The following is a 25255-nucleotide window of genomic DNA, read 5'->3' on the forward strand; positions in this document are numbered from 1 at the left end:
AAGGCAAGGTGTTAAAAACGAAACGTTAAATCGTAGAAAGAAAGTAAATAGTAGAAGATTTTCAGGAGTCGGAAATGCAACTTAGTTTTAACCCCTTAAAACTATCACTTGCGCTGAAGACGTACACAAGGATAAGCTTGATGAAAAATTGCCGGATGACGGCACTTTTATCAGGGATATGGTCAACCCGTCAACCAATGGTTATGGGCCGATGCTTGATCCTGATTTTGTTTCCAAGAGCGAACGCTCTGTTGGGAATATCAGGAGCATCAGACAAGGGAATATGGCCAGTTCGTTCCTGAGGTGGAAGGAAAATATGGCCAAGGCGTTTGCCACGGTCGGTGGCGAAGTGGCTAAGGCCTTTAAGGATAAGGTAGCCGCGGCCAAGGATCGCTGGGCCCAGAAGATGGGCGCCGGCGCCTTGAGGTTTACCGGCGACAAAATCAGGGGACGCTCGGTTGCTCCGATTACCGCTTACTATCTGGTAGGCGATATGCGAGCAACGGTTTGGGGTGGACAGGGCGATACGCTGGACGGTAATCCCTACAACATCGTACGCGACGGTGAACGCACCTCGTTCAAGGCGGCGATTTTGAACAGGTTAGTCCAGGGTGGTTTGCTTATTGTCAAGGCTGGAACCGATACCGCAGCCGAAATTACCCGACAAAATGCCATCAATGCGGCATTTCTGTCAGGTATGAGAGATCCTCTCAAGGCTGATGTTTTCGTTGCCACGCCAGCACCGGAGACGTGCTATTGCGCTTGGGAAGTTGATGCTGATGGTCGTCTAAACCTGCATGTGTTGGTAGGTTTGACTACACCGTAAGTAGTTAGTGTGAGTGGGTGGTCCCGTTCACGGGGCCACCCCGACCACACTTTAATCAGAACACGAATGTTACTAATAATACGAATGGCACGAATAAAAGATTATTAGCGGGATTCGTTAGATTCGTGTGATTCGTGTTTAAAAGGGGGTTAACTATATGTTTAGACACAGATACGAAAATGGCGAGGTGACCTCGCCCCAGATTTCAGAACAGGCCGTGACCGAGGAGAAGATTGCCGACGGCGCCGTGACCTCGGCCAAGATTAAGGATGAGACCATCACCGGAGCCGATATCGGAGCCGGGCAGGTCCAGACCGATGACATCGCCGACGGCGCTGTTACATTAGCCAAGCTGGGCAGTAATGTCAGCATTGTTCCATTACAAGACAATGCCGTGACTACGCCTAAGATTGCGGACGGTGCAGTTATGACCCAGAAGATAGCGGATAACGCCATTACCCCGGATAAGCTGGATACCCACGCAGTGACATCTACCAAACTTAACGAGGGAGCCGTTACTGCATCTAAGATTGGAATAGGCGAAGTCACGCCGACCAAATTGGCGGCTATTGATTCTCCGGCGGACGGCGAAGTGCCTACATATAATCAGGCACAGTCCAAGCTGGAATGGAAACCGATGGCGAGCGGAGTAACTCGGCCCCTTTCGCCACAGATAGCCACGGATGAAATCGCTGATAGAGCCGTGACCTATGACAAGATTGAGAACTATAGCGTCAATGATGAGAAGCTGTCAAACGGGGCAGTTACTGAACCCAAGATAGCCGCACAGGCTGTTACGGGATCCGCGATACGCGATGCGAGTGTGGGGCCAGCGAAAGTAAATGCAGTCAATGCTCCGAGCGATGGACAGGTTCTTTCCTACGAGAACGCGACCAGCAGGTTCAAATACATCACTCCGGGCGGTGCGGGCGGGATGCAACTCACTTTACTGCCAAGCCAGCCTTTGGTCTTTTCCGAGAACTCGATGGCGGACGTGGACCAACTGGTGGACCTGTCAACCCAGATTCCGGCCACGGCACAGGCGGTGATTGTGGAAATCCAGTTAAACGCCATGTCCGTGCCGGTGGGGATGGAGCAGATACTGACGGTACTCGGCAGGCGGTCCGGCGCGGATTATGGGAACTCGACCATACACTTTATTTGGCAAAACATCGTGGGCTTTAACAATAATTCTTATAAGGAGTGTGTTTTGGCAACTGATGCGCTCAGGCAGATCAGGGTTATGATTGTGAAGAACGGCCAGTTTTGTAGTACGAATGTATGGCTTCGAGGTTACATTGAATGACTATAGACCACAGACTACAGACTATGGACTACAGGGTCGGGGGCGCTGGGCCATCAGCGCCCTTGTTCTTTTTCTTTGCTCAAGGTAGCGCTGATCACTTTTTTATCACTTCTCCTGGCTCAGAAGGGTCGCTATAATTGCTTTGCCTATAGGCTTTTACGCGATATAGGTAATATGTATTTGGTTTAAGATTTACATCGGAGAAATCAACTGTGTTAGGGCCAACAGTCGCAATCTGGACAAAATCTGAGCCGTTCCATCGCTCTATTATAAATCCGTCTTCAGTCTGGGAGTTATCTGTCCAGGACAGGTTTATTTGAGAAGCGGAAATAGCCGTGGCTGTTAATCCGGAGGGGGCTACTAGAGCAGTTTCAGCGTTAGCTTCGTTAGAATACCCGCTACGCCCGTTCCCATTATAAGTCCTTATGCGATAATAATAGTTTGTATCAGGTGAAAGGTCACTATCTGGGGCATGAACCATTGATGGAGCAGAGGGGATATCAGTGGGACTAACAAATAGCGTCTCCTCATAAGCTCCGTATAAACCGATTTTGCGTTCTATGATAAATCCTTGTTCATCATCTGAATTATCTTGCCAACTCAGAATAATCTCTGATGAGGACTCCGGCGTTGCGACCAAGTTTGAAGGTGCTTTGGGCGGGGCCTTGGCTTGGGTGCTGGATACGACCATGGCCGCGGACATGCAGCCGGGCAACAGTATCAAAGCGACGGCCAGGCAGATGCTGATGCGTAGGAATATGTTCATTTCTTTTCCTCCTCCAGCACTGGGGCTTTTACATCGAAAGATATCGGCTTGGAAAGGACATATTCGTCATTTGTCGGATAGGGACGGTAGCTTGCCTGGAGTTCGTATTCGTTTATCAGCCAGTCGTCGCCGAGCTGGTAAAAAAGAGTTGTGCTTTTGCCCCGAGCCAACGTCTCCTGCTTCTCGCCATCAACAATCTTCGGCTCTGTTTCTACAAGCCTTATCTTGGGGTAAGGCCCGGAAGTGTCGGTTATTTGTTTTATACTTTTTGGGGGGTAAAGCTGTGGATTGCCATTTTCCATATTGATTTTACCATTATTCATTACCAACGCCAGGCTTACCGTAGCGCGCATACATTTAACAGCGTCATCGTCATAAGGATTATTAAAGCAATCGTATATCGTATCCCGTTCGACCTTTTCCCCGCCCGGCAAGGTGCCGCGCTTGTGAACGGTGATGTTAAGCTTCAAGTCCCGTTTGTATAATGTGTGGTTTGATTTGGAGTTATTAGTAATGCCTACCCACAGAATGGCGCTTCCGCCGTAGGTTATGGTCTCGTTGATAAGTCCGAGTTTTATATTGAATTGTGGTTGTTCGGGCAGTTCAACCTGGCTGATTTTCTTTATCATCGCACCACCGGGATTCATCCATTGAACGATGCTGGTGGCCGTAACGGTTACGGGACGCCATTCATCCTGTTTTAATTGGGGGAAGAGTCCAGGGTCAACGTATAAATAATCAAATACCCCCTGCCCCCAGCGGTCGACAAAGAAATAGCCGCGGAATACGCCTTGATTGGGCATATCTTCCGCTTGGGACAGAATAATCAGGCCGGAGAACAAGGCCAAAACCAGGATGATTATCAGGATGAACGGATACTGCAACTTTATTTTATTCATAAGCTTACAATAGCATCAGATATAAAAGATGTCAAGAGTTGCAGAGACATTCACCCCGTTAGGGGCGTGCCTCTAGCGGGGCAGGGGAGAACATCCCGTTTATTTTGACAGTAGCGGTTCAATAAGATAAAAACAGCGGTAGGGGATGTATAAGAGAATCAACTTGCGACAGAATGAAAACCATTGCTATCGTTAATCAAAAGGGCGGGGTGGGCAAGACGACCACGGCTATCAACCTGGCTTATAATCTGGCTCTGGCAAATAAGCGGGTGTTGCTGGTCGACCTTGACCCGCAGGCCAATGCCACCAGCGGGCTGGGCATCAAGGCTCCGGCCGGCGTTGGCGTGCTTCAGGTCATTACCGACGGCCGGGTCGGGCCGGGTTCTATTATACCGCATCCGCTTTCGGATAAGCTGTTCGTGATGCCGTCGTCCATCCGGGTGGCCGGGCTGGAGGCCTTGCTCGGAACCTCGGCCGGACAGGCCAGGCTCCGGGACGTGCTCCAGTCGCTGGGTAAATCCGGGGATAACGCTTACGATTACGCCCTGATAGACGGCCCGCCGTCGTTGAGCTCGTTCCTGACAGCGGCGCTGATGGCGGCCAACTCGGCTTTGATTCCGGTCCAGTGCGAATATTTTGCCATGGAGGGCATTACCCAGATTATCCATATCATTCGCGACATCAAGCAGTCGCGCAATCCCAATCTTTTTGTTGAGGGCGTGGTGCTGACGATGTATGATGACGCCAGCCAGCTCAATAAGGAGGTGGTCGGCGAGGTGCGCAAGCATTTTGCCAACATCTGTTATAATACCATAATTCCGCGCGATACGGCGCTGGCCGAGGCGGCCAGTTTCGGACAGCCGGTGCTGGAATACGACGTAACTGCTGTGGGAACATATGGTTATGTCGAACTGGTCCGGGAAGTACTATATGGAAAAACACTAATACCTAAACGCTAAATACTAAACAAATTACAATGAACCAAAATATAAATCACAAACCGGGAGCCTACGACCTGGAAGAGCGGACTTATAAATTTACCGATGATGTCATAGAATACGTTCACCATATACCACAAACAGTATCCAATATTGAAATAATCAAACAATTAGTCCGGTCCAGCGGCTCTGTCGGCGCAAATTATATAGAGGCGAATGAATCTCTTAGCAAGAAAGACTTTATAATGAGGGTTAAGATATCTAAAAAGGAAGCCAAAGAAAGCCGGTATTGGCTGAGATTAAGCCGGGTGGCAGTTGGGGATAAAATCTGCGAGACAAAAGAACGCTTGATTAATGAATCAATCGAGCTGATGAAGATATTCGGTGCGATCATAGAGAAGTCTCAATAGGCGATATTTTGTCTTTATAGTTTGCGATTTAGTATTTGTTTAGTATTTCGGTATTAGGCATTAGAATTTAGGGTGTTTATGGTGGATAAAAAGTTAGGCCGCGGTTTAGAAGCTAACATTGACGACCTGAGCGGGTTGGTTAATCCCGGCGCGCCGGTGATACCGCCAGCGCCGGCGGAGCCGGTCCAGTCAGAGTCGTCACCCAAACGGCTGGGGCGCGGGTTTTCGGACCTGCTGGAGGAGATAAACGCCCAGGTGGCGCCGACACAGCCGGAGCCGAAGCCCGAACCCGGTCCGCGTCCGGCAGAGAGGCCGGTGTTCGTCCAGCCCGATCCGTTATTGTCCACGCCGGAGGCCCAGCGCGCGATGGTGATGATTGACACCGGCAAGGTCATTCCCAACCGGTTCCAGCCGCGCAAGACCTTTGACAATAAGGCGCTGGAGGAGCTGGCTAATTCCATCAAGACCAGCGGCGTCATCCAGCCGATAGTAGTCCGGCCCCAGGCCGATGGCCGCTACGAAATCGTGACCGGCGAGCGGCGCTGGCGGGCCAGCGTATTGCTGGGTAGGCAGACCATTCCGGCCATAATGCAGAATATCGACGACCGCCAGATGCTGGAATGGGCGCTGGTCGAGAACATTCAGCGCAAAGACCTGAATCCGATAGAGCGGGCCCGGGCTTACCGCGACTTGCTGACCGGTTTTAACCTGACCCAGGAGGAGATTGCCAAACGGGTCGGGCTGGAGCGCTCGACCGTGGCCAATTTTCTGCGCTTGCTGGAACTGCCCGGCCAGGTGCAGGACGATATCGCCAGCGGAGCGCTTTCGCCCACGCACGCCCTGCCGTTGTTGTCCATCGATTCGCCGGAACTGCAGGTCAAGCTGGCATTGCGGGCCCGGAAGCAGGCCATGACCGTCCGGCGGCTGAACTATATCATCAACTGGATAAAGAACCGGCGCGGCCGCCAGGCAGCCGCGGCATCACCCGAGGCAAACCGGTCGCAGCTGGTGTTGAAGGAAATCGAGGAGCGGCTCCGGGCTCAGCTGGGCTGTAAAGTGACCATCAACTCGCCGGACCAGAAACGCGGCAAGCTGACGCTGGAGTTCTTCAGCCCCGAAGGCTTTCAGCGGATAATAGACCAGCTGGATAAGTAAAATCGGAAATCCGAAACAAACCCCAAACTTCAATCCCTAAAATCAAAGCAGAACATTTCCGGTTAAGTTTTCATATTGGGGTTTGGATATTGTTCAGGATTTAGCTATTAGGGCTTAGAATTTAGCTGAAATGGTTGCGCAGATTCCGGTTATTTGTTAGGCATATTTATTATGTTAGAAGACTTATTGATGCCGTTGGGGCTGGTGGCGGTGGCTGAACTGGGCGACAAGACCCAGTTGTCGATACTGCTGTTATCCAGCCGGACTAATCGGCACCTGGCATTGCTTTTTGGGGTGACCCTGGCGTTCTTGATAGTGGACGGCGCGGCCATACTGATAGGTTCGTGCGCCACCAGTTTCCTGCCGATGACCCCGATAAAGATAGGTTCGGGCGTGGTCTTTATCCTGTGCGGCCTGGTTACACTGAGAAGTAAGCCGGATGAGGGCGAGGCTAAGGCGTATTCCGGGAATCCCTTTTTGGCCGGATTTGGGCTGATACTCCTGACCGAATGGGGGGATAAGACTCAGATCGTAGCCGGTCTGTTTGCCACCCAATATAACCCGCTCTGGGTGCTATTGGGGACGATGGTGGCGCTTATCGCCCTTTCGGTTATGGCTATTTATCTGGGCAGGTTCTTGGGGGCAAAGCTTAATAAGAGGTTGATAAGCAAGATTGCCGGAGCGGTGTTTATCCTTATTGGGGTAGTGGTTATTATGGAGGCTTTGGTGTCTGTCAAGTAGCGGTTATTCCTGACAAATCATTGTTTATCAATAAACATATCTAGCAGATATATGATAAACATATGTTTATCATATCTTAAAGTGCATTATATTGCAGATAAACAACTCAAAAACTGTATAAAGTGGCAGATAGAACTGTCAAACTATTTGGTGTATATAGATACTACGGTATGGATATATTGGATGTCTTTTAGCATAATGGTGATAGGTTGTAATCCGGTATTATAGTACCTAAGGGTAAGCATATCATTAGTTACCCTATTCAATTCCATAAGCCAGCACCTTTGGTCATTCATAACAACCAGGATAAGGTCGCCCAGGTTAGGTTCTTTAGAGGGGGATAGGATAAAGACGCTCCCGGGCCGGCAGGGCGGGAATAGGGAGTTATCGTCGAGGCGAATGGCATAGGCCTCCTGGCCATAGGTATCGGGTCCGGGCCGGAACGAGTCCGGCGGTTGTTTATCAGCCAAGGGCTTGTTTGGCTGTCCCGGTTGCAGGATATACAGGGGCATATTCCCGGGCAGGCCGACGGTTGAGGATAAAGAATCGGTATCGTCCAGATGGATCATCCCCATCAGTTCTTCTATCGAGATATTGAAGACCTCGGCCAAAACGCGGAGTTTTTGGTTGTCTATTTTGCCGGAATAGCGTCCGTTGAGAAGGTCAACCAGGTAGTTATAGTTTATCTGGAGTTTATCAGCCAGCAATTTCTTGGAGATATCGTGTTTTTCCCGTAATTGTTCGATGACCAGCCAGGGCGAGTTGACTTCAGTGTTGTCTGCCATATTATGTAAGAAATAATAAAAATATTCTTTAGGATTGTCCAGAAAAAGCCGATATGAATAATATAAAAAGTATTTGACAGGATATATATGAGCTACTACAGAATTTTAGGATTGAATAAAGAGCCTTTTTCAACCAGCCCGGACCCGGAATTCTTCTACGAATCGCGCGGGCATAAGGCGGCACTGACGAATCTGATAATCGAGATGCGCCTGCGCCGGGGGTTGAGCGTGATCCTGGGCGACGTCGGGGCGGGCAAGACCACCCTGAGCCGGAAACTAATTCAGGCGCTTTCGGCCCGCGAGGGGTTTAACTTCCACATTATCTTTGACCCGACCTTCCCGGACGAGAATATATTTTTATATTCGCTGGCCCGGATTTTCGGCATCGAAAGCGTCAAGGGTACGCCGACTAATTTCGAGCTCAAGGAGGCGTTGGAACATTTTCTGTACAGGAAGGGCGTCGAGGAAAACAAGACCGTGGTGCTGGTAATTGACGAGGCCCAGAAACTGAACGAGACGACGCTCGAGGCGCTGCGGATACTTTTGAACTTCGAGACCAATGAGTTTAAGTTGTTGCAGGTGGTGCTGCTGGGCCAGCTGGAACTGCATTCGCGGGTTATCAATATCCCCAACCTGATTGACCGGGTCAGTTATAAATACACCATAAATCCTCTGGATGTGGAAGAGGTGCACCAGATGATTGATTTTCGCTTAAGGCAGGCCGGGTACGAATTAAGCACCCCGCTTTTTACCAACGAGGCGATCAAGGAAGTCCATCGTTACACCAAGGGTTATCCGCGCCAGATCGGGTTGTTGTGCCACAAGGCGCTTAAAGAAATAATCATGCGTAACCGGGCGATGGTTGATGACCATATAATCAAGGATATCGTCCGCGAGGAAATAGAAAACGGCTGGGGCAACCCCAAGGCCAACGTCAATATTCCGATAATACAGAAGTAATTTTATATGGCAGAAAACCTGACTCCTGAAGAACAACTGCTCAAGCTTATAGAAGGCCAGTCAACCGAGCAGGTATCGCCGGCTCCGGCCCAGACGCCGACGGAGGCTTCTTCTAACGAGATAACATTCCCGGCGTTGAAGCCGGCCAATAGGGGCATTATGCGTAAGATGGTCGGGATGCTGGGCTTGGCACCGGGCGGTGCTGGAATAGTAAAGTTGGTTAACAGGCTGTTGGTGGCAATAATGATAATGATGGCCGGTTACGTGGTTTGGGGTTTTGCCAATGCGTCGGTGCCCGATGTCGGCAAACCGCCCGCGCCGGACGAAGGTATCCTGGCCCAACCGCCGGAAATAATAGACATATCGAAATACCTGAAAGATGTAGAAGCGCGTGATATATTCAATCCGCCCAAGATAGTGGTGGCGCCTCCGAAAACTGATGTGACGGCCAAGACCCTGACGCCCGAGGTGATTACCCCGCCGGCCAAGAAGGCCCTGGACGAAGTCGCCAAGCACTTTAAGATTGTGGGCATAACCTGGGAGCCGGCTCCGCCCATGGTGATGATAGAAGACAGTATTGATAACAATACCCGGATAACTTATTGTATTCAAGAAGGTGATTCCTTTGATACCAAGGTGCAGATAGGCGAAGTAGCCGAGATAATCAAGATAACCATAAAACAGGTTGCCAGAGAAAAGATAACCCTGCAGTACGAGCAGGAGCAATCCGAAATTAAGGCCAACTGGTAAAAGAGGATTATGAACAGAAGATTTATTTTTCTGGTCGGCATGATAGCGATAAGCCTGGCGGTTTTGGGCGGCCCGGCGGCTATCGGCAAAGAGAAAGCCGAAGGCCAACCGACCGGATTCCGGGACCAGCCGGACCAGATTACGACTTTCCAGCCGCCGCTTGACCCCAAGATACAGGAAGGCCTGGCCAAGATGTTTTCGCTTCAGGTTAAGGAAATAAAAATAAAAGATTTTTTGACCATGGTGCAGAAACAGAGCAATATTAATATCGTGGCAACCAAGGACGTCGATGGTTTGCTGACATTCCTGCTGGACAAAGTAACCATCGGGGATGCGCTGGAAATCGCGCTGATTACCAACAAGCTGGCCAAGGAGATAAAAGGCAATATTGTCCACATCATGACCGAAGCCGAATACCAGAATATTTACGGCGAGGCGTACAACAGCCGGCGGATTGTCAAGACTTACAGGTTGCAGAATGTTTCAGCCAAGAAGATGAGGACTTTTCTGGATAATATCAAGACTCCGCAATTAGGCAAGATAGTCGAAGACGAAGGAACCGGCATTTTAATTGTTATCGACGTGCCGGACCGGATGCTCCAGATTGATGAAGCCGTAAAGCGGTTGGACGTGCCGATAGAAACACGGATATTTGAGTTGAAATACGCCCGAGTGAAAGACGTTATGGATGCGGTTAATAAGACTTTGACTAAGGAAGGCTACGGTGAATTGAGGGTTGACGAGCGGATGAACCGGTTAATTGTAAATGATGCTCCGCGTAATATGGACAGTATTGCGACATTGATAAAGGCTCTGGACGGCAAACCCAGGCAGGTGTTGATAGAAACCAAGATGATACAGGTGGTGCTGGGCAGCGAGTTTTCGATGGGCATTAACTGGAAACAGGTATTTTCTCAGTATTCCAAATGGGAAGACGTGAAGTTTGTCGGTGCATTCCCGATGGCCGGAAAACTGGGCAAGGTGACCAACCTGGAGACGCAAATCGGAACTATTCCGGCCACCCATTATGAGATGGTGATAAAGGCATTACAGGCGTATGGTAACAATAAGATGATTTCCGCGCCGAGATTGATTGCCATGCAGGATAAGCCGGCTAAATTCATGGTCGGCTCCAAAGAGGCTTACGTGACCGTGACTACCACCCAGACGCAATCATCAACCACCAGTTCGGAAAGCGTCCAGTTCGAAGACGTGGGTATTATATTGGAAGTGACGCCGACAATTAACGAGGACCGGTTTATCGAAATGAAGGTGAAGCCTGAGATATCATCGGTGACCAAGCAGATACAGACTTCCAGCGGAAATATTATACCGATTGTGGAAAAAGCCACGACCGATACTGTTGTCATGGTCAAAGACGGCGTGACCATAGTTATTGCCGGTTTGATTAAGGACGAGAAACAGAGCCAGAAGAATGGCGTGCCGATTCTGTCGCAGATACCGATAATCGGCATGTTTTTTGGTTCGACTACAGATACCACGGTCAAGACTGAAACAGTCATATTTTTGACACCATACATTATATCCGGCGATGTGGACGCTTCGATTCTCTCCAAGAAAAAGGAATTGGAAGAATTAATGGATAAAAAATTAAAAGAATTAAAGCCTATAAAATAAAGTGCAAATTTGAAGGAGGATTTTTATGGTGCGTAATGTTATTGTCACGGTATTCTTGATATACATGGTTGTGGTTAACGTGCTTTGTTTCGTCTTTATGGATTCGGCCTCAAAAGCCAAGTCTCAGCTGGTTGAGCAGGAGAGGACTCTTGAAGGGAAAACCAGCGCTAAAGACGCCGAGCTAAGCAAACTTAAATTAGAAAATAACCAGTTGGCCGAGAGGATGACCAGCCTTTTTACCAAGAACCAAACCATGGAAAAGGAATCGGCGGCTTATACTAATCGGATAGAGCAGGCTCTTTCCGAAAAAGAAGCTGTTAAAAAAGAACTGGAATCCATTCGGGCTGAAATCAAAAAAGCCCGCGAAGATGCCGATAACTACAAAACCCAGCTGGAAGTCAAAACTGATGAGATAAGAGAGAATGTTAGGAAAGAGCTGGTGTCTTCTATTGAGGCTGAAAAAGCCAAGGTTACCAAAGAGCGCGATATGCTTAAGGATATGTTTCAGCAGGCGCAAAAAGAACGCGATACTTTCAGGAGCGAATACCAGCGGACCAAGAATGAATTAACGCAGGTGACTGATGAGAAAACAACGCTGGATAGAAAATACGGCAACTACGAAAAACAGTTAAAGAACGAGCAAGAGGAGAAAAACAAGTTAGCCAGTGATTTGCGAGATGAAAGAACAAAAACGACAAACTTATCTAAGGAAAAAACAGATTTAACCAGCGCTAACGCTTTGTTGTCAGCCAAGGTTAAGGATGGCGAATCTAAAACAGCCCAGCTTACCAAACAACAGCAGGAAGCAAGCGATAAAATAGCTCAATACATTAAGGATACGTCGAATCTTGAATCGCAGCTTAAGACTGAAAAGACGGAAAGAGTGAAATATTACGAAAAGTCGGTAAAGTTTGAGGAGCAGGTTACTAATCTAACCCGGGAAAAAGACAGCGCCGAAAAGAATGTAGTACGTTTGACCAAAGATTTGCAGGTGCAGGTTGAGTACAATAAAAAAATTGAGGTGGATTCGGAATCACGGATAAAGAAGCTGATGCAGGAAAAAGACAGCGCCAGGGAGGAATTGTTGGCCGAGAAGGAAAAATCAACTAAGGAACAGCTGAAACTAAAGGATGAAATAATCACCGCTAACCGGGAAAAAGAAACATTCAAAAGCGATCTGAAATCAACCCAGGATGAATTGAAATCAGTTAATGCCCAATTAACCGTTCTGTCTGGGCAGTTTGACGCGGCACAGAAGTCATTAATTGAAACCCAAAGGGAAAATGTCGCTTCCAAGGCCGAACTTAAATCAAAAACGCTGGCTTTGACTAACGCTGATGGTGAAATAAATTCGCTTACTAAGACGGTAGAATTGGCGGATGCCCAGAATAAAAAGCAGGGTTCGGAGAAGAAAGAGTTGGAGCAAAAAATAACCGGGTTAAATCAAGAGGTAAGCGCAACTAAAGAGAAACTTCAGATGGCTAATGACTTGTTAGCAAAAACTCAAGAACAACTTAGCGGAACCGAAGCGGAACTGAAAAAGACGTCTGAGGAGAAAGAAAAACTCAACGTTAACTATGTCCGGGAAACTAAGGAAAACAATATCAAGTTGCAGGATGTTCAAGCAAGATTAGAGGCAAAAAGCGGGCAACTGGATGAGGTAGCAGTGGAACTGGAGAAGGGCAAGGGATTATTGGTCAAGAATGAAGCTGAGATAAAGAGAATAACAGAGGATAAAGCCAAGGCAGATGCTAATTATGTCCAAGAAATTAAAAATACAAAGAATAAACTCCAGGAAGTTCAGGCGGGCTTTGATGCAAAATCTAAGGAGTTTGAGTTGACAGCCTTAGAATTGGAAAAGGCTAAGGGGTTATTGGCAAAAAGTGAGTCCGAAAATAAGAAAATAAGCGAGGAGAAGAGCAAGAACGAATCAATTTACAGCCAAGATATAAAGGAAAGCAAGGATAAGCTGAAAGAAACCGGTGATAAATTAGTATCCGTAAACGTCCAAATGCAGGTTACGGCTAACGAATTAGCGCAACTTAAAGATCAATCAGCTAAAACCCAGTTAGAGTTAAAGAAGGTTTCCGATGAAAAATCTAGGATAGGGTTAGAGACCGCAAAGGAGATAAAACAAAAAACAGAGGATTTGGCCGAAGCCAAAGAGCAGATTACAGCACTTAAAGATTCCAAAAAGACCTTAGAAGCTTCTCAGAAGGAGTTGTTAGCCAAGGTTGATGAGCAAGCGGGTAAAATAAGGACTATGATCCAGGATGCGTCATTAAACAATACCCAGATAACATCTTTAAATACAAGGGTAACGGAATATGAGGCGCGCGATGTTGCTATGTCCAAACAAATCGCCATTTTGGATGAGGATTTGAGGAAACGGACGAATGAATTAAATGAAAAACTGAGAAAAGCGGTTTATGAACGCGATGATTATGTATCTTTACTCCGGTTTTCACAGGACAAGGTGACTTCTCTTGAAAAAGATATTAAGCGCTGGGAGGAAACCAACAAGAATCTGGACAAGAATTATGCAACATTGGAAAGGAAGAGCAAGGATACCGAGCTGGAAAAGGTAAAAATTGCCGATGAGCTTAAATCCATACAAAGCAAGCTTGAAATCCATGGCAAAGGGCTTGATGAAGCAACAAAGGATTTGAGCAAGACCAAGGAAGAAAAAGATAAACTGGCCAAAGATAACGACCGGTTAATCAGAGAAAATGCTGGTTTCAATTCCCAGGTAACTAATCTGACAGCCAATGTTTCTGAACTTAACAAATTGCTGACAGACGTTAAAAAGGACAAGAAAACACTAGAAGAGCAAGTGTCCAAAATAAGCGAGCAGCTAACGACAACGAACAAAGATGCTTTAACTGCTAAAGACCGGAATGACCAGCTATTAAAGGATATTGCGGCTCTGGAAAGCCGCGCTAAAGCCCAAGAATATGAGCTTAACGACCAGATAAGGAAAGAGCGGGATGCTAAATTTACGGCCGTAAACGATTTAAACACGGCTAAAGGCACTATCCAGACGTTAACCTGGCAGACCTCGGAATTGACGGTTAAGAATGACAACCTTAATAAAACCGTCACAACTGTACAGAATCAGATTAAAGCCTTAGAAACCGATATGCAGGCGGCTATAGACAAGGAGCGTAAGGAAAAAACCAATCTGTCTGCCCGGTTTGACGAAACAGACCAAAAACTAAAAACTATCCAGAAATCGGAAACTGACCTTAGGCAGAGGAATGCCGATCTGGACAAGGAAATGTTGGCCCTTAAAAACGATATAGAGAATAAGATTCAGCAGCGTATTCAGGAAAGGGAAACTGACTACGTAAAACGGCTTAAAGAAGCCAATGACAAAGTTAAGTTTATGGAAGAGACTATGACCAAAGAAAGGTCAGCCTTCCATTACAACCTGGCCGAGGCGTATGTAAAGAGCCGGATGTTTGAAGAAGCCATCAGGTCGTACGAGCAGGCCAAGACGCTTTCCCCCAAGGACCCGGCCATTTATTACAATATGGGCTTGGTCTATGACGAATTTCTGGATAACCCATCAATGGCAATCAGCGCTTATAGCAAATACCTAGAATTGGCCCCGGCTGATTCCCCGGACCGCTCAAAGGTGGAAAAGTGGGTTGAAGGATGCCAGAAACGGTTAAAAGACCCCAGGGGCGGGATGAGGTAAACCCGTAGCAGAGTAAAATAGGACTTTTACCTTGTTAGAGGCGACACCTCTAATGGGACAGGGGTTTTAGCTTTATTTGGACATACCGTAGTCTTTTATCAACCGATACGGTTTAGTTTGATAATCGATGCCGCCCCTTATACTCTGTGTAAGACAATAAGATTATAAGAGATAGCTTTTGTTTGTATTCCGTATACGACCTGATTACCAAACAGATGCCGCTTGATTATCAATCCGATGCCAATCCTTATCATTAATATAAGACAGTAAGATAATAATGAACGGTGCCTGTTTTAATCAGAGACGCCGTTTATTTATATTACAGGCGCTATTCCTTATGACCACAGATCGTAAGAGTAGTCATAAGGGGAGTGAGGTATCCCCCCCTCCATTCATTTTGCCGATTTAAATCAGGAAAATTTTGGGGGGAGTTTAGCTTTTAGCCCATCCAGACTAGGATGCCAGACCAGAAGCCGTGGCTTACCGGATAGGGAGGCGTGTTTTACGACTTCAGATTTATACTCCTACCACTCTCCTTCTACTACCATACCACCCCCTCTATTTTGTATTTTTACAGGCTGAATCATTATTTAATGCGGATTTGGGGCCATTTTAGGCCATTGTTCCAGAAAAATACGGAGGTTTGTTACCATTACGAAATAGTAAAAAACGTTACTATTGGGTAACAAATGAACCCTCTTTTAAAGAGAAGTTCTAATTCCTAATATCTAAATTCTAAACAATTTCTAATAACATAATAACCCAATCTTCAAAATAATACGTTTTAGTCATTTGGTCTTTGGAATTTTGTTATTATTTCGGATTTCGGGCTTCGGATTTAGTGCTTCTCACACTTTAGAGGAAGGCCTGGCACGGCGATTGCTTACAATATGGGCAGAGAGGGGAAAAAAGGAATAAAAAATATGTTAAATAACAACAATTCGTGGCGAACCCTGAAGTTTATACTTCTGGGTTTCGGCCTGGTATTCGTCGCCTTTTTGGTGGCGTATACAGCCAGCAATAACTGGTACTTTGGACCGCCTGAACCTGAACCCCTGCCTTATACGTTGGATACGACAACAGATGCTATTTCCGGGCTTCAGAATATCGAGATTATCTCGCCTACCGGCATAGCCCGCCTGACGGTGCATCCGGGGATTACTTATACCCGCGAAACCAAGGCGGAATACGATGCTGGCAGTTCGGATTACGGGTTGTATCTTACCTCGCCATCCGGGGTGGAAAAATACCTTCGGTTGGCTAACTCCGCCAACGGCGGTTATGGCAACCTTGACCCTACTACAGGGGTGGCCAGTGGTACAGCTATGTCCCGTATATTTGATTCTACGGTTGCAGGTTCAAGTTGGACAGATATTGCCTGGACCGACAAAAGGGCGGAAACTGCAGAAACAACAGCCGCGCTTACGGCCACTATTTCAGCTTTATATCATTTTAATACCGCTCCGGGTATCACGGCAGATTCCTCAACCTATGCCAATACCTTGACTAATAACCTCGCTGTTCTTTCAGGTGTTCTTCCTACTGATACAAATGGCGAAGGTCTATATAATCAGTCGGTCTACTTTAACGGTACCACGGCCTATATGACCCGGGCATCCGGACCAGCATCGCTCAATTTCGGCCAGGATAGTTTTAGTGTGGAGTGTTGGATAAAGACCTCAACCGCTAACCAAGCTGTAATTATCGGGAAGCGTGGAACACCTGTTGATTCCAGCCTAGGCTGGGAATTAGGCCTTAATTCTGATGGTGGGAGTGCGGGTAAGCCATATTTGGCTATTATTATGCAGGATTGGGATTCCGAATTGAGTGTTGCGGCCAACTACCTGCAATACTTATCGGCAGGCAAGGCTATTAATGATGATAAATGGCACCATATTGTGGCTTATCGGGAGGTGGACCGCATAGCTATTTATGTGGATGGTATTTTTCAGAACAGGGCGTATTTGGATAATCCGGCAGGCAGTGTTGATACTGCCGCGCAAATGGTTGTGGGCAGGGCGGCTGAAGCAGCTCAATATTACACCGGCAAAATAGACGAATTAATTCTTTATAAAAACAGGGTGCTTACCGAGTCCGAGATTTTATCACGCTACGAAAGGGGATTAGGTGTTAAATTTCAGGTCAGGGCAAGTAACACGGTAACCTCTTCCTGGACGGATTCATCCCCGGCCTGGTCCGCGGATATTATTAATTCTTCTTTAGCGCCTTCGGTAAACCCTGGGATAACCGGACAGTATTTCCAGTACCGGGCTATCCTGGAAAGCCGTAACCGCGGAGCCATGCCTATGCTCAAAACTGTTGTAATTTCCGGTCCGGCCAGCCCGGCGGACAAAACAGATGATGGCAACCAGGCAGTCGAATTTGACCCGGAACAGATTTATACAAATCCTTGGGGTACCAGCCGTCGTAATATGACCCAATACCAGACAGATTATATTACCGTTAAATCCCGGACCGATTTGACTGCCGCCCGGGGCGGTTCGGAATCAGGACTTACGGCACTCTGGCGATTAGAAAACAATACTAACGATTCTTCCACTGACGGTGTAAATAATCAGGCTACCCTGGTTAATAGCCCGGTATACAGCACCACAGTGGTTGCGTTAACGCCCTTTAATACTCTCTCTATCCAGTTGAACGGGACTACCCAATACTTGACCGCTGCCCATAATGCCAATATCGCTTTCAAGTATGACCATACTGCAGAGATGTGGATATATCCGACCATTGCGCTTGATGCCACGGGTTTGCCCACGCAACTGGCACCGTCTATGACGCTGTTGGACAAGGATGGTTATAAATTATGGTGGGATAACAAATCGGGTAGTTTCCTTTATGAGCTACAGGATGTTACGGGCAAGGGCAGTTGGCAAAAGGATAATGTTTTCAAGTATGCAAGCGCCAACCTTCAATCTGCAACCCCGTTTTTTTCTGAGTTGGTAGAGACTATCTTAGCTTATAGGGGAAAATTATACGTCGGCGTATCCGGGAATGCAGCCGGTGATGCGAGGATTTATGTTTATGATGGCCTCGGTTGGAGTCTTGCTTACAGCCCGGGTGGAACTTATACCCGGGTTCCGTGCATGACTGTTTGTTATGACAGACTTTATTGCGGGTTGGGAAGCGCGACGGCTGGCGACGGTGATTTAGCCGTGTTTGACGGCGCTAACTGGAGTATTTCTGCAAGCCCGGGTACATATGAAGGGATTTTTTCTTTGGTCACCTGGAATAATGCTGGTACCGAATACCTTTATGCCGGTACGGGGTACAGCAATAACTCTGATTCTGATATGTTTTATATCAATTCGGCAGGTACTTGGACGCAGGTTGTCAATGGCATGGGGGGTGATGATTCAACCGAAAGTCTTTATGTATTTAATAATAAACTTTATATCGGGACTGGTCTGGATACAGACGAGGCAATTTTATATCGCTGGGATACCCCGCCTACCGCATTGGTTGTTCCAGCTGCCGTATATGATCCTTCCGTTACAGAGCAATTAAATTGCCTTACTTCTATAGTGGGTTACAACGGAAAGATATATGTTGGTTTTGCCGGTAACGCAAGCGGCGAGGCAGATTATGCTGTTTCTTCTTCCGGCGATTCCGGGACCTGGACGCTTTATAAGTATAATCAGATTGGCGGTATCGGTACCTTTGAAGGTATTTATACGATGTTTACATATGCTGGTAAATTATACGCCGGTTTGGGCACAGCAGCCGGAGACTGCCAGTTATGGTATACGACTGATGGCGTAAACTGGACCAGAGATGATGACCTCTATAATATGGCTAGCGGATATCGAACCCTTAAATGCGCAGGTGAATATATGGGCAGATTATATCTTGGATTTGGCTCCGCTCTTTATAATGCTACTTCTTCTGTGGCCATAACCTCCGGCGAACCCTATGATTTATTTTATTATCAACCCAAAGGTTTGATTGCCTCAAAGACAAAAACTTTTAATGCTAATACCTGGTATCATATCCAGGCGGTTTATGACCGGAGCATCAACCGTAAGCTATACCTTAATATTTTCAATACGAGCGGTTTGATAGAATCGCAAAGCGCTCAAGCAAATTTTATTATGAATTCTTCTTCTAATCCATTATTCATCGGTGCAGACCGTCAATATGGCAGATATTTTAAGGGTTTAATAGATGAGGTGTCCTTATTTAACAAGGCATATATCGGATATCATCAGGATCAGACATATTATACCTCAGGTGAGATTACCGCACCTAATAACGGCTATGTCCGCTGGGATAATATTTCTTGGGCGGAGCGGGAGCGCTACGGTGATGAGTTAACGGCTGAAGCAGGTACGGAAATGGCCGGTCTCTGGCACCTTAATAATAACTATGTTGACGAATTCGGCGGCACAACCGATACGGCCAATACTTTATGCAGTTTTACCAGCGATGCCAAATTCGGAGCTTACTCCGGCTGGTTTAATGGATTCAATAATAAAGTGGTAATTCAGGACAATAGTGCTTATGCATGGACTTCAGCCGGATTAACCGTGGAGGCCTGGATTAAGAGCAGCACAATATTACCGCAGACAATTGTTGCCAAGGGTGCTGGAACAACATTAGAATTTCGTTTTTATATAGAGAGTGATAACCGGCCGGCCTGTTGGGTATCGGTAGACGGATCAGGTAAATCAAGCGTGGCGTACGGGCCTTCAGCACGAACTGTTTCGGACGATAACTGGCATCATGTTGTCGGTGTTTATGACGGCACAGCCATAAAAGTGTTTGTAGACGGGGAATCAGGTGACCCCGTTAATTGTTCTGGAACGATTTATAACGGCAGCGATGCGCTCTGGATTGGTTCAGATCAGGAAGGCGAATGGTACTTTAACGGGCAGATAGATGAAGTAGCTGTTTACCGGCGACCGCTCCAATCTAACGAAATACTTTCCAGGTACCAAAAAGGCATTACTTCGCTTAAACTAAGGGTTAGCGTTAAAGATGGCGGCGGTTACGGTTCCTGGGTTGGGCCTTATAATAATGATGGCACATATTTTACAATCGGCTCAAACGAAGCCATCAGCGGGACATCAGGATTGGTTGGCCGGGCCATAAAATACCGGGCTTATTTTGAAACGGCTAACCCGCTTTACCCGCCCAGGTTTGATCTACTGAAGCTGACCCATCAATCATATTACTCCAATCAGTCACCTTGGGTCAGGATTGCCGACACCAAGGGCTGGGCATATAGCGGACTGGCCGGGTTCATTGAAACCAGGGGAAGCAGTTCTGCTACAGGCGATAATATCCGCTACCAGATTTCACATCCGGATTATCCGACAACCAATAAATGGTATTGGTACAATACCGGCACCCCGGCTTGGGAAGAAGCCACTTCTTCGGCCATGTCTTCAACCGCTACGACGGTTAATGCCAATATATACACATTTAATCCGGATGGCAGTGGGCAGACAGGGAATTTCTATTTTAAATCGTTTCTTGTTTCCAATGGCATAGAATATGTATCCCTTGACCAGATTAAGGTGTCGGACCAAGCGGTTGAGGTTACTTACCCTAATGGCAGCGAAGCATGGTCCTTGGGTGAAGAAAGACAATTCAGCTGGTCTAAAAAAGGAGCGGTATCCACGGTTAAGATAGAGCTTTCCAGAAACGGTTTAATCGGGTCGTGGGAAGAAATAACCAGCACCGTAGATGCTTCGCTGGGTGTTTATACCTGGACGGTAACTGCGCCGGTTTCCACTACCTGTTATGCTCGGATAACTTCTTTGCAGGATTCCAATGTTTGGGATGTATCAAACAACCAGTTTGAGATAAAAGAGGTTTCCTCAAAATCAATAACTGTTGAAGCCCCGATTTCCGGCGAAGAGTTGATTGTAGACGTGCCGTATAGCATTTCCTGGACTAGTTTAGGCGCGGTAGGGAATGTTACACTACAATATTCAAAAAGCGGGCTGTTTGATGATACGATAACATTGGCTTCAAACGAAGCTAATGACGGCAACTATTTTTGGACCCCGCAATCAACCGATATATCTTCTTCCGGCAAAATAAGGATATATGAAAGCGACGATGGGTCGCCTTTGGATGATTCCGCCAATTTTACAGTGCGTTGCGGGTTTACCATACAGTCACCCAATACGGCTATATCCTGGACAGTAGGTACCAATCAAACTATTTCATGGAATACCAAAGGCGAATCTGGATATGTCAGGCTGGAATATTCCAGGGATGATTTTAATTCGGATATTAATATAATAGTTTCGTCCATTACCAATTCTTCGGGCGCCGGCAGTTATATTTGGAGTATACCCGTGACAACCACACTGGCCGCAGCATATAATGTAAAAGTAAGGATAAAAACCATAGATGTCGGTGTGCCTTATGCAGAAGATAAATCTGATACGGGATTCAAGATTGGCGGGAAGATAACGGTCGGTCAACCTAATGGCGGCGAAACGCTTTACGTCAGCGACCTGGGTAATGTTATTACCTGGACCAAGGTGGGGGGTATTATCAACTTCCAGATAAAATATTCGACCGACGGAGGGACAACCTGGCCAGGTAATATTAGTGCGTCGACTACCGGCAACGACCTGGGCGGTGGTATTCGCGGTTTCCTGTGGGAGCCGATACCTGATGCCATTTCCCCGAATTGCCGGGTAAAGATTACCGATGCCGATGACGGGCCGTATTTCGAGGTGTTGGATACGTCGAATTCCAACTTTGCTATAAAAGGTAAATTGGCGCTGACTACTCATCCGGGCCAGGTGGCCGGGCAGGAATATGTGGTTAATCAAACCACGGCTATTTCTTGGACAACAACCGGTACTATATCTGATGTTAATGTTTGGTATAGAGATGATTCCGGTTCCGTCAAAATAGCCGGACCTATATCAAATACCGGCGGAATAATCTGGACAATTCCGGATGACCTTAATCCGGATCCTAATTCTAATGTAAGGGTATGGGTGGAAAATGTTACCGACACTACGGTTAAATCAGAGTCAAATAATCCATTCAAGATTAAAGGCGCGGTTACGGTTGATAATCCGATAGGCGGAGATACTTATCTGGCCTACGACTCATCTTTCCAGCCGACGACTTATTCTATTACCTGGACAGTTACCGGCTCAGTCCCGTTTGTTAAATTAGAATATTCAACGACCGGTGAGAATGGCAGTTATTCGACAGTCGTGCCTCCTAATCCGGTTCTTGTAGCTTGTGGCGCCCCGGGAACATATAGTTATAATTGGCAGGTTCCGGGTGTTCTTTCCAATAACTGCCGGATTAAAATAGCAGACAGCGCCGATCCTAATGTTTATGGTAAATCGCAGCCGACTGATTTTAAGATCAGGGGAAAATTAGAAGTGACGCAGCCTCTTAGCAGTGATGAATGGCAGGTGGGTGATACCAACCGGATTATTAAGTTTAAAGTCACCGGGAACATCGGTGATGTTAATATTGAATACCTGGACAACAGCGCTGTCTGGCAATTAATTACAACAACGGGTACTACGGCCGGTATAGAAAATTCATATCAATGGTCAAGCGGCGTTGCTGACGTGATTACCTCGACGGCAAAAATTAGGATAAGTCCGGTGCTTGACCGGGCTGATGCAGCTGAGTCTCAGCAGTTTAAGATAAAAGCTAAAATTACAGCCGGCCGACCGGCTCTTAATGAATCGGTGTATGTTTATAATACGCCATACCAGGCAACAACCTATCCGATTACCTGGACCTATACTGGCACGGTTACTAATGTGAAATTACAATATTCAGCCAACGGTGATGCCGGTCCTTGGGTTGATATCAAAGACACTACCACCAACGGCGACGGTACCGGTTCATACAGCTGGCAGGTACCGGATGTTATTACTTCAACTGCCAAGGTTAAAATTATTGATATTGATACAGGTCATCCGGCCGCTGAAGGTAAATCTTCACAATTCCTGATTAAGGGTAAATTAATTGTTGGTTCTCCGACATCAGGCGATGCTGTTACTTATCAGGATAGTAAGTCTATCACCTGGACTGCAGTTGGAACCTTTAGCCCGGTAAAGATAGAATATTCAACAAATAACGGTTCTGACTGGGTTACTCCAGAAATAACTTTAAATGCATCAAATATATCGGGAACATCTAATTCGTATTCCTGGAGCGTTCCGGATAAAGTTTCCTCCACCAGCAAAATCAGGATTTCTTCAACCGACTGGCAGAATATTTCGGCTGAAAGTGGCACATTCAAGATAAAAGGTAAATTGCAGGTGGGCAAACCTGCTGGTGGGGAAATTTATGTGGTTGGGGAAGCTCCGACTATAAGCGGGACAAAATCAACAGCTGTTACTAATATTAAAATAGAATATTATAATGACGGAGTAATCCCGGGATGGGAAAATATTATTACTAATTATGCATTAGCACCGACTACAACTTGGAGCTATAACGGCTGGACCGTGCCGGACAAAATAAGCGCCAACCCATTAGCTCCGGCTGCGAAAATCAGGGTGACCGATGTGACTGACGCTGGTATTAATGACGTTATTTCCACCAGCAATAGCTTTAAAGTTATCGGTGGTTTTGCCGTTACTTATCCAATAACCGGGACGGTTTGGGGTGTTCAGGAATTAAGGCCGATAACCTGGACTACCAACGGTTCTGTTGGTTTGGTGAATGTTGACTGGAGCATTAATGGTATAACCTGGACAAATTTAGCCACAAGTTATCCTAATAATGGCAACGGTACCACCGCACTAACTATTACTGTGCCGGACTCCATAACTAATACTTTTAGGATGCGTATAACCGCTTCAAATGATAATACGGTTACTGCATATTCTCCAATAATTGAAATAAAAGGAAGACTGCAGCTGACACAACCAACCGCAAGTACTAAATGGCGGGTGGGAGACAGCGAAAGCATTATCTGGAATGTTTATGGTGCAATATCGGCAGTTAATATTGATTACTGGAATCAGCCATTAGGCTTGTGGGAGTCGATTACTACCTCAGTTCCGGCCACTAACACGCCTGGTGCCGGTAGTTATGCATGGGTTATACCTAATTTAATTCGTGATGACTTGAAAATACGGATTATTCAAACCAGTGATAATTCTGTTAGCAGCGAGTCAGCTGAGTTCAAGATACGTGGTAAGATACAGGTAAATAATCCGAATGGGAGCGAAGTATATTATCCGTACGATGTGACCTATCAGCCGGTCCGGTATCCGATAACCTACACCATAACCGGATCAATAAGCCAGGTAAGACTGGAATATTCACGCAACGGCACAGGCGGGCCGTGGAATGTGATAACCACCACTAGCATCGGAGCGGCCGGGGTATATAACTATATGTGGGAGGTGCCCGGAGCTTTAGCCGATATTTGCAAGACCATCCGGGTGCAGGTGATAGATAGTAATTACTCTGACACCTCGGATTATTCGGATGCTAACCTCGAGGTACGCGGTTCATTGAATGTCACCACGCCTAACGGGTCGTCGGTTTGGGGTGTAGGCGAGACCAACCGGACCATATACTGGACCGGTATCGGTAATATCGGAGATGTGACGCTGCAATATTATAAAGGGATTACCTGGTATGATATAACCACGGTAACCAGCATAAACGGGATAAATAGTTACCTCTGGGCGGCCGGTGTGTTTGATGCCATATCAACCGGGGCCAAGATACGGGTAAAACCAGATCCGGCATTTGACCGGGCCAATACGGCCGAATCAGCGGCATTTAGCATAAAGAGTAATATCACGGCGGGCAGCCCAACTGCTACAGAAACGCTTTATGTAGATAATACCTACCAGATAACCTATACCTATACCGGCACAGTCAGCAAAATCAAGATAGAATATAACATAAATGACGAGGTCACTTGGACGGCAATAGCGACGGCTAATACCAATGGTGATGGGACAGGTAGTTATGACTGGCAGGTACCTAATGCCATATCAAGTAATGTTAATCTCCGGTTTTCGGATGCCGATGCCGGGCATCCGGCCGGGGCAGTGGAGGGGTCTACCTTCAATATCAAGGGTAAATTGACTGTTGGGTCTCCAACCTCAACCAGCGAATGGACCGTTGATGACTCTCGCACCATAACCTGGACTGCCAACGGCGGGCCTTTTAATGTCAAAATAGAATTATATAACGGTACCTCGTGGGAAGGCACGCCGATTGTGGCTTCTTATGGCAGTGTCAGCGGCACCAACAGTTATACCTGGAATCCGGTCTGGGATAGAAATTCATCGCAGTGTAAAGTACGGATAACCTCAACTGATTGGCAGAATATTTCGGTTGAAAGCGGTGTCTTTAAGATTAAAGGCAAGGTGCAAATCGGATACCCGGCCGGCGG

14 protein-coding genes are annotated in these 25255 nt (G+C 46.9%); 11 read left to right on the forward strand and 3 right to left on the reverse strand.

The annotated features are described in order from the left end of the window. The first annotated feature begins 148 nt into the window (after positions 1-148). Both WC980_10585 and WC980_10590 read left to right on the forward strand, forming a co-directional pair. Entirely contained in the window at positions 149-826 is a 678-nt protein-coding gene (locus WC980_10585; protein ID MFA5795496.1) for a hypothetical protein, read from the forward strand. Between the two features lie 157 nt (positions 827-983). Next, positions 984-2132, forward strand: coding sequence for a hypothetical protein (locus tag WC980_10590; protein ID MFA5795497.1), 1149 nt, complete (start codon positions 984-986; stop codon positions 2130-2132). 94 nt (positions 2133-2226) lie between these two features. On the opposite strand, the gene WC980_10595 is transcribed toward WC980_10590, so the two are convergent. Both WC980_10595 and WC980_10600 read right to left on the reverse strand, forming a co-directional pair. Further along, positions 2227-2898, reverse strand: a complete 672-nt coding sequence (locus WC980_10595) for a fibronectin type III domain-containing protein (GenBank protein MFA5795498.1) — start codon at positions 2896-2898, stop codon at positions 2227-2229. Then, on the reverse strand, positions 2895-3797 hold the full coding sequence (locus tag WC980_10600; GenBank protein MFA5795499.1) for a hypothetical protein: 903 nt from the start codon (positions 3795-3797) through the stop codon (positions 2895-2897). Before WC980_10600 ends, WC980_10595 begins: the two co-directional genes overlap by 4 nt. Before the next feature lie 173 nt (positions 3798-3970). Here WC980_10600 and WC980_10605 point away from each other — a divergent pair, with 173 nt between their 5' ends. From WC980_10605 to WC980_10620, 4 genes are all read left to right on the forward strand, one after another. Further along, positions 3971-4756, forward strand: coding sequence for a ParA family protein (locus WC980_10605; protein ID MFA5795500.1), 786 nt, complete (start codon positions 3971-3973; stop codon positions 4754-4756). A 17-nt stretch (positions 4757-4773) separates the two neighbouring features. Beyond that, positions 4774-5145: a four helix bundle protein gene (locus WC980_10610; GenBank protein MFA5795501.1), complete on the forward strand. Its 372-nt coding sequence runs from the start codon at positions 4774-4776 to the stop codon at positions 5143-5145. 78 nt (positions 5146-5223) lie between these two features. Then, positions 5224-6300 carry a ParB/RepB/Spo0J family partition protein gene (locus WC980_10615; GenBank protein ID MFA5795502.1) on the forward strand — a complete coding sequence of 359 codons (1077 nt, stop codon included), beginning with the start codon at positions 5224-5226 and terminating at the stop codon, positions 6298-6300. Positions 6301-6471: 171 nt separating this feature from the next. After that, positions 6472-7041: a TMEM165/GDT1 family protein gene (locus tag WC980_10620; protein ID MFA5795503.1), complete on the forward strand. Its 570-nt coding sequence runs from the start codon at positions 6472-6474 to the stop codon at positions 7039-7041. A 143-nt stretch (positions 7042-7184) separates the two neighbouring features. Here WC980_10620 and WC980_10625 read toward each other — a convergent pair whose 3' ends face one another. Continuing rightward, the gene (locus WC980_10625) at positions 7185-7826 is read right to left on the reverse strand and encodes a helix-turn-helix domain-containing protein (GenBank protein MFA5795504.1); all 642 of its coding nucleotides are present in this window, start codon (positions 7824-7826) and stop codon (positions 7185-7187) included. An 87-nt stretch (positions 7827-7913) separates the two neighbouring features. Between WC980_10625 and WC980_10630 the strand changes: the two genes are divergently transcribed. The 5 genes from WC980_10630 to WC980_10650 all read left to right on the forward strand — a co-directional run. Next, complete coding sequence (locus tag WC980_10630; protein MFA5795505.1) at positions 7914-8786, forward strand: AAA family ATPase; 873 nt, start codon at positions 7914-7916, stop codon at positions 8784-8786. 6 nt (positions 8787-8792) lie between these two features. Next, positions 8793-9536, forward strand: a complete 744-nt coding sequence (locus tag WC980_10635) for a hypothetical protein (protein MFA5795506.1) — start codon at positions 8793-8795, stop codon at positions 9534-9536. Positions 9537-9545: 9 nt separating this feature from the next. Continuing rightward, on the forward strand, positions 9546-11174 hold the full coding sequence (locus WC980_10640; GenBank protein ID MFA5795507.1) for a secretin N-terminal domain-containing protein: 1629 nt from the start codon (positions 9546-9548) through the stop codon (positions 11172-11174). A 25-nt stretch (positions 11175-11199) separates the two neighbouring features. Next, positions 11200-14874 (forward strand): tetratricopeptide repeat protein, encoded by a 3675-nt coding sequence (locus WC980_10645; GenBank protein ID MFA5795508.1) that lies wholly within the window; start codon positions 11200-11202, stop codon positions 14872-14874. A 923-nt stretch (positions 14875-15797) separates the two neighbouring features. After that, a partial coding sequence (locus WC980_10650) for a LamG-like jellyroll fold domain-containing protein (protein MFA5795509.1) occupies positions 15798-25255 on the forward strand: 9458 nt, incomplete at its 3' end.

The organism is Candidatus Brocadiia bacterium (assembly GCA_041658285.1).
Lineage (GTDB): Bacteria > Planctomycetota > MHYJ01 > JACQXL01 > JACQXL01 > JBBAAP01.

Bases quoted from the DNA above. Each gene is read 5' to 3' on its own strand.
- WC980_10590 (MFA5795497.1), top strand. From the start codon at position 984: ATGTTTAGACACAGATACGAAAATGGCGAGGTGACCTCGCCCCAGATT.
- WC980_10595 (MFA5795498.1), bottom strand. From the start codon at position 2,898: ATGAACATATTCCTACGCATCAGCATCTGCCTGGCCGTCGCTTTGATA.
- WC980_10600 (MFA5795499.1), bottom strand. From the start codon at position 3,797: ATGAATAAAATAAAGTTGCAGTATCCGTTCATCCTGATAATCATCCTG.
- WC980_10605 (MFA5795500.1), top strand. From the start codon at position 3,971: ATGAAAACCATTGCTATCGTTAATCAAAAGGGCGGGGTGGGCAAGACG.
- WC980_10610 (MFA5795501.1), top strand. From the start codon at position 4,774: ATGAACCAAAATATAAATCACAAACCGGGAGCCTACGACCTGGAAGAG.
- WC980_10615 (MFA5795502.1), top strand. From the start codon at position 5,224: ATGGTGGATAAAAAGTTAGGCCGCGGTTTAGAAGCTAACATTGACGAC.
- WC980_10620 (MFA5795503.1), top strand. From the start codon at position 6,472: ATGTTAGAAGACTTATTGATGCCGTTGGGGCTGGTGGCGGTGGCTGAA.
- WC980_10625 (MFA5795504.1), bottom strand. From the start codon at position 7,826: ATGGCAGACAACACTGAAGTCAACTCGCCCTGGCTGGTCATCGAACAA.
- WC980_10630 (MFA5795505.1), top strand. From the start codon at position 7,914: ATGAGCTACTACAGAATTTTAGGATTGAATAAAGAGCCTTTTTCAACC.
- WC980_10635 (MFA5795506.1), top strand. From the start codon at position 8,793: ATGGCAGAAAACCTGACTCCTGAAGAACAACTGCTCAAGCTTATAGAA.
- WC980_10640 (MFA5795507.1), top strand. From the start codon at position 9,546: ATGAACAGAAGATTTATTTTTCTGGTCGGCATGATAGCGATAAGCCTG.
- WC980_10645 (MFA5795508.1), top strand. From the start codon at position 11,200: ATGGTGCGTAATGTTATTGTCACGGTATTCTTGATATACATGGTTGTG.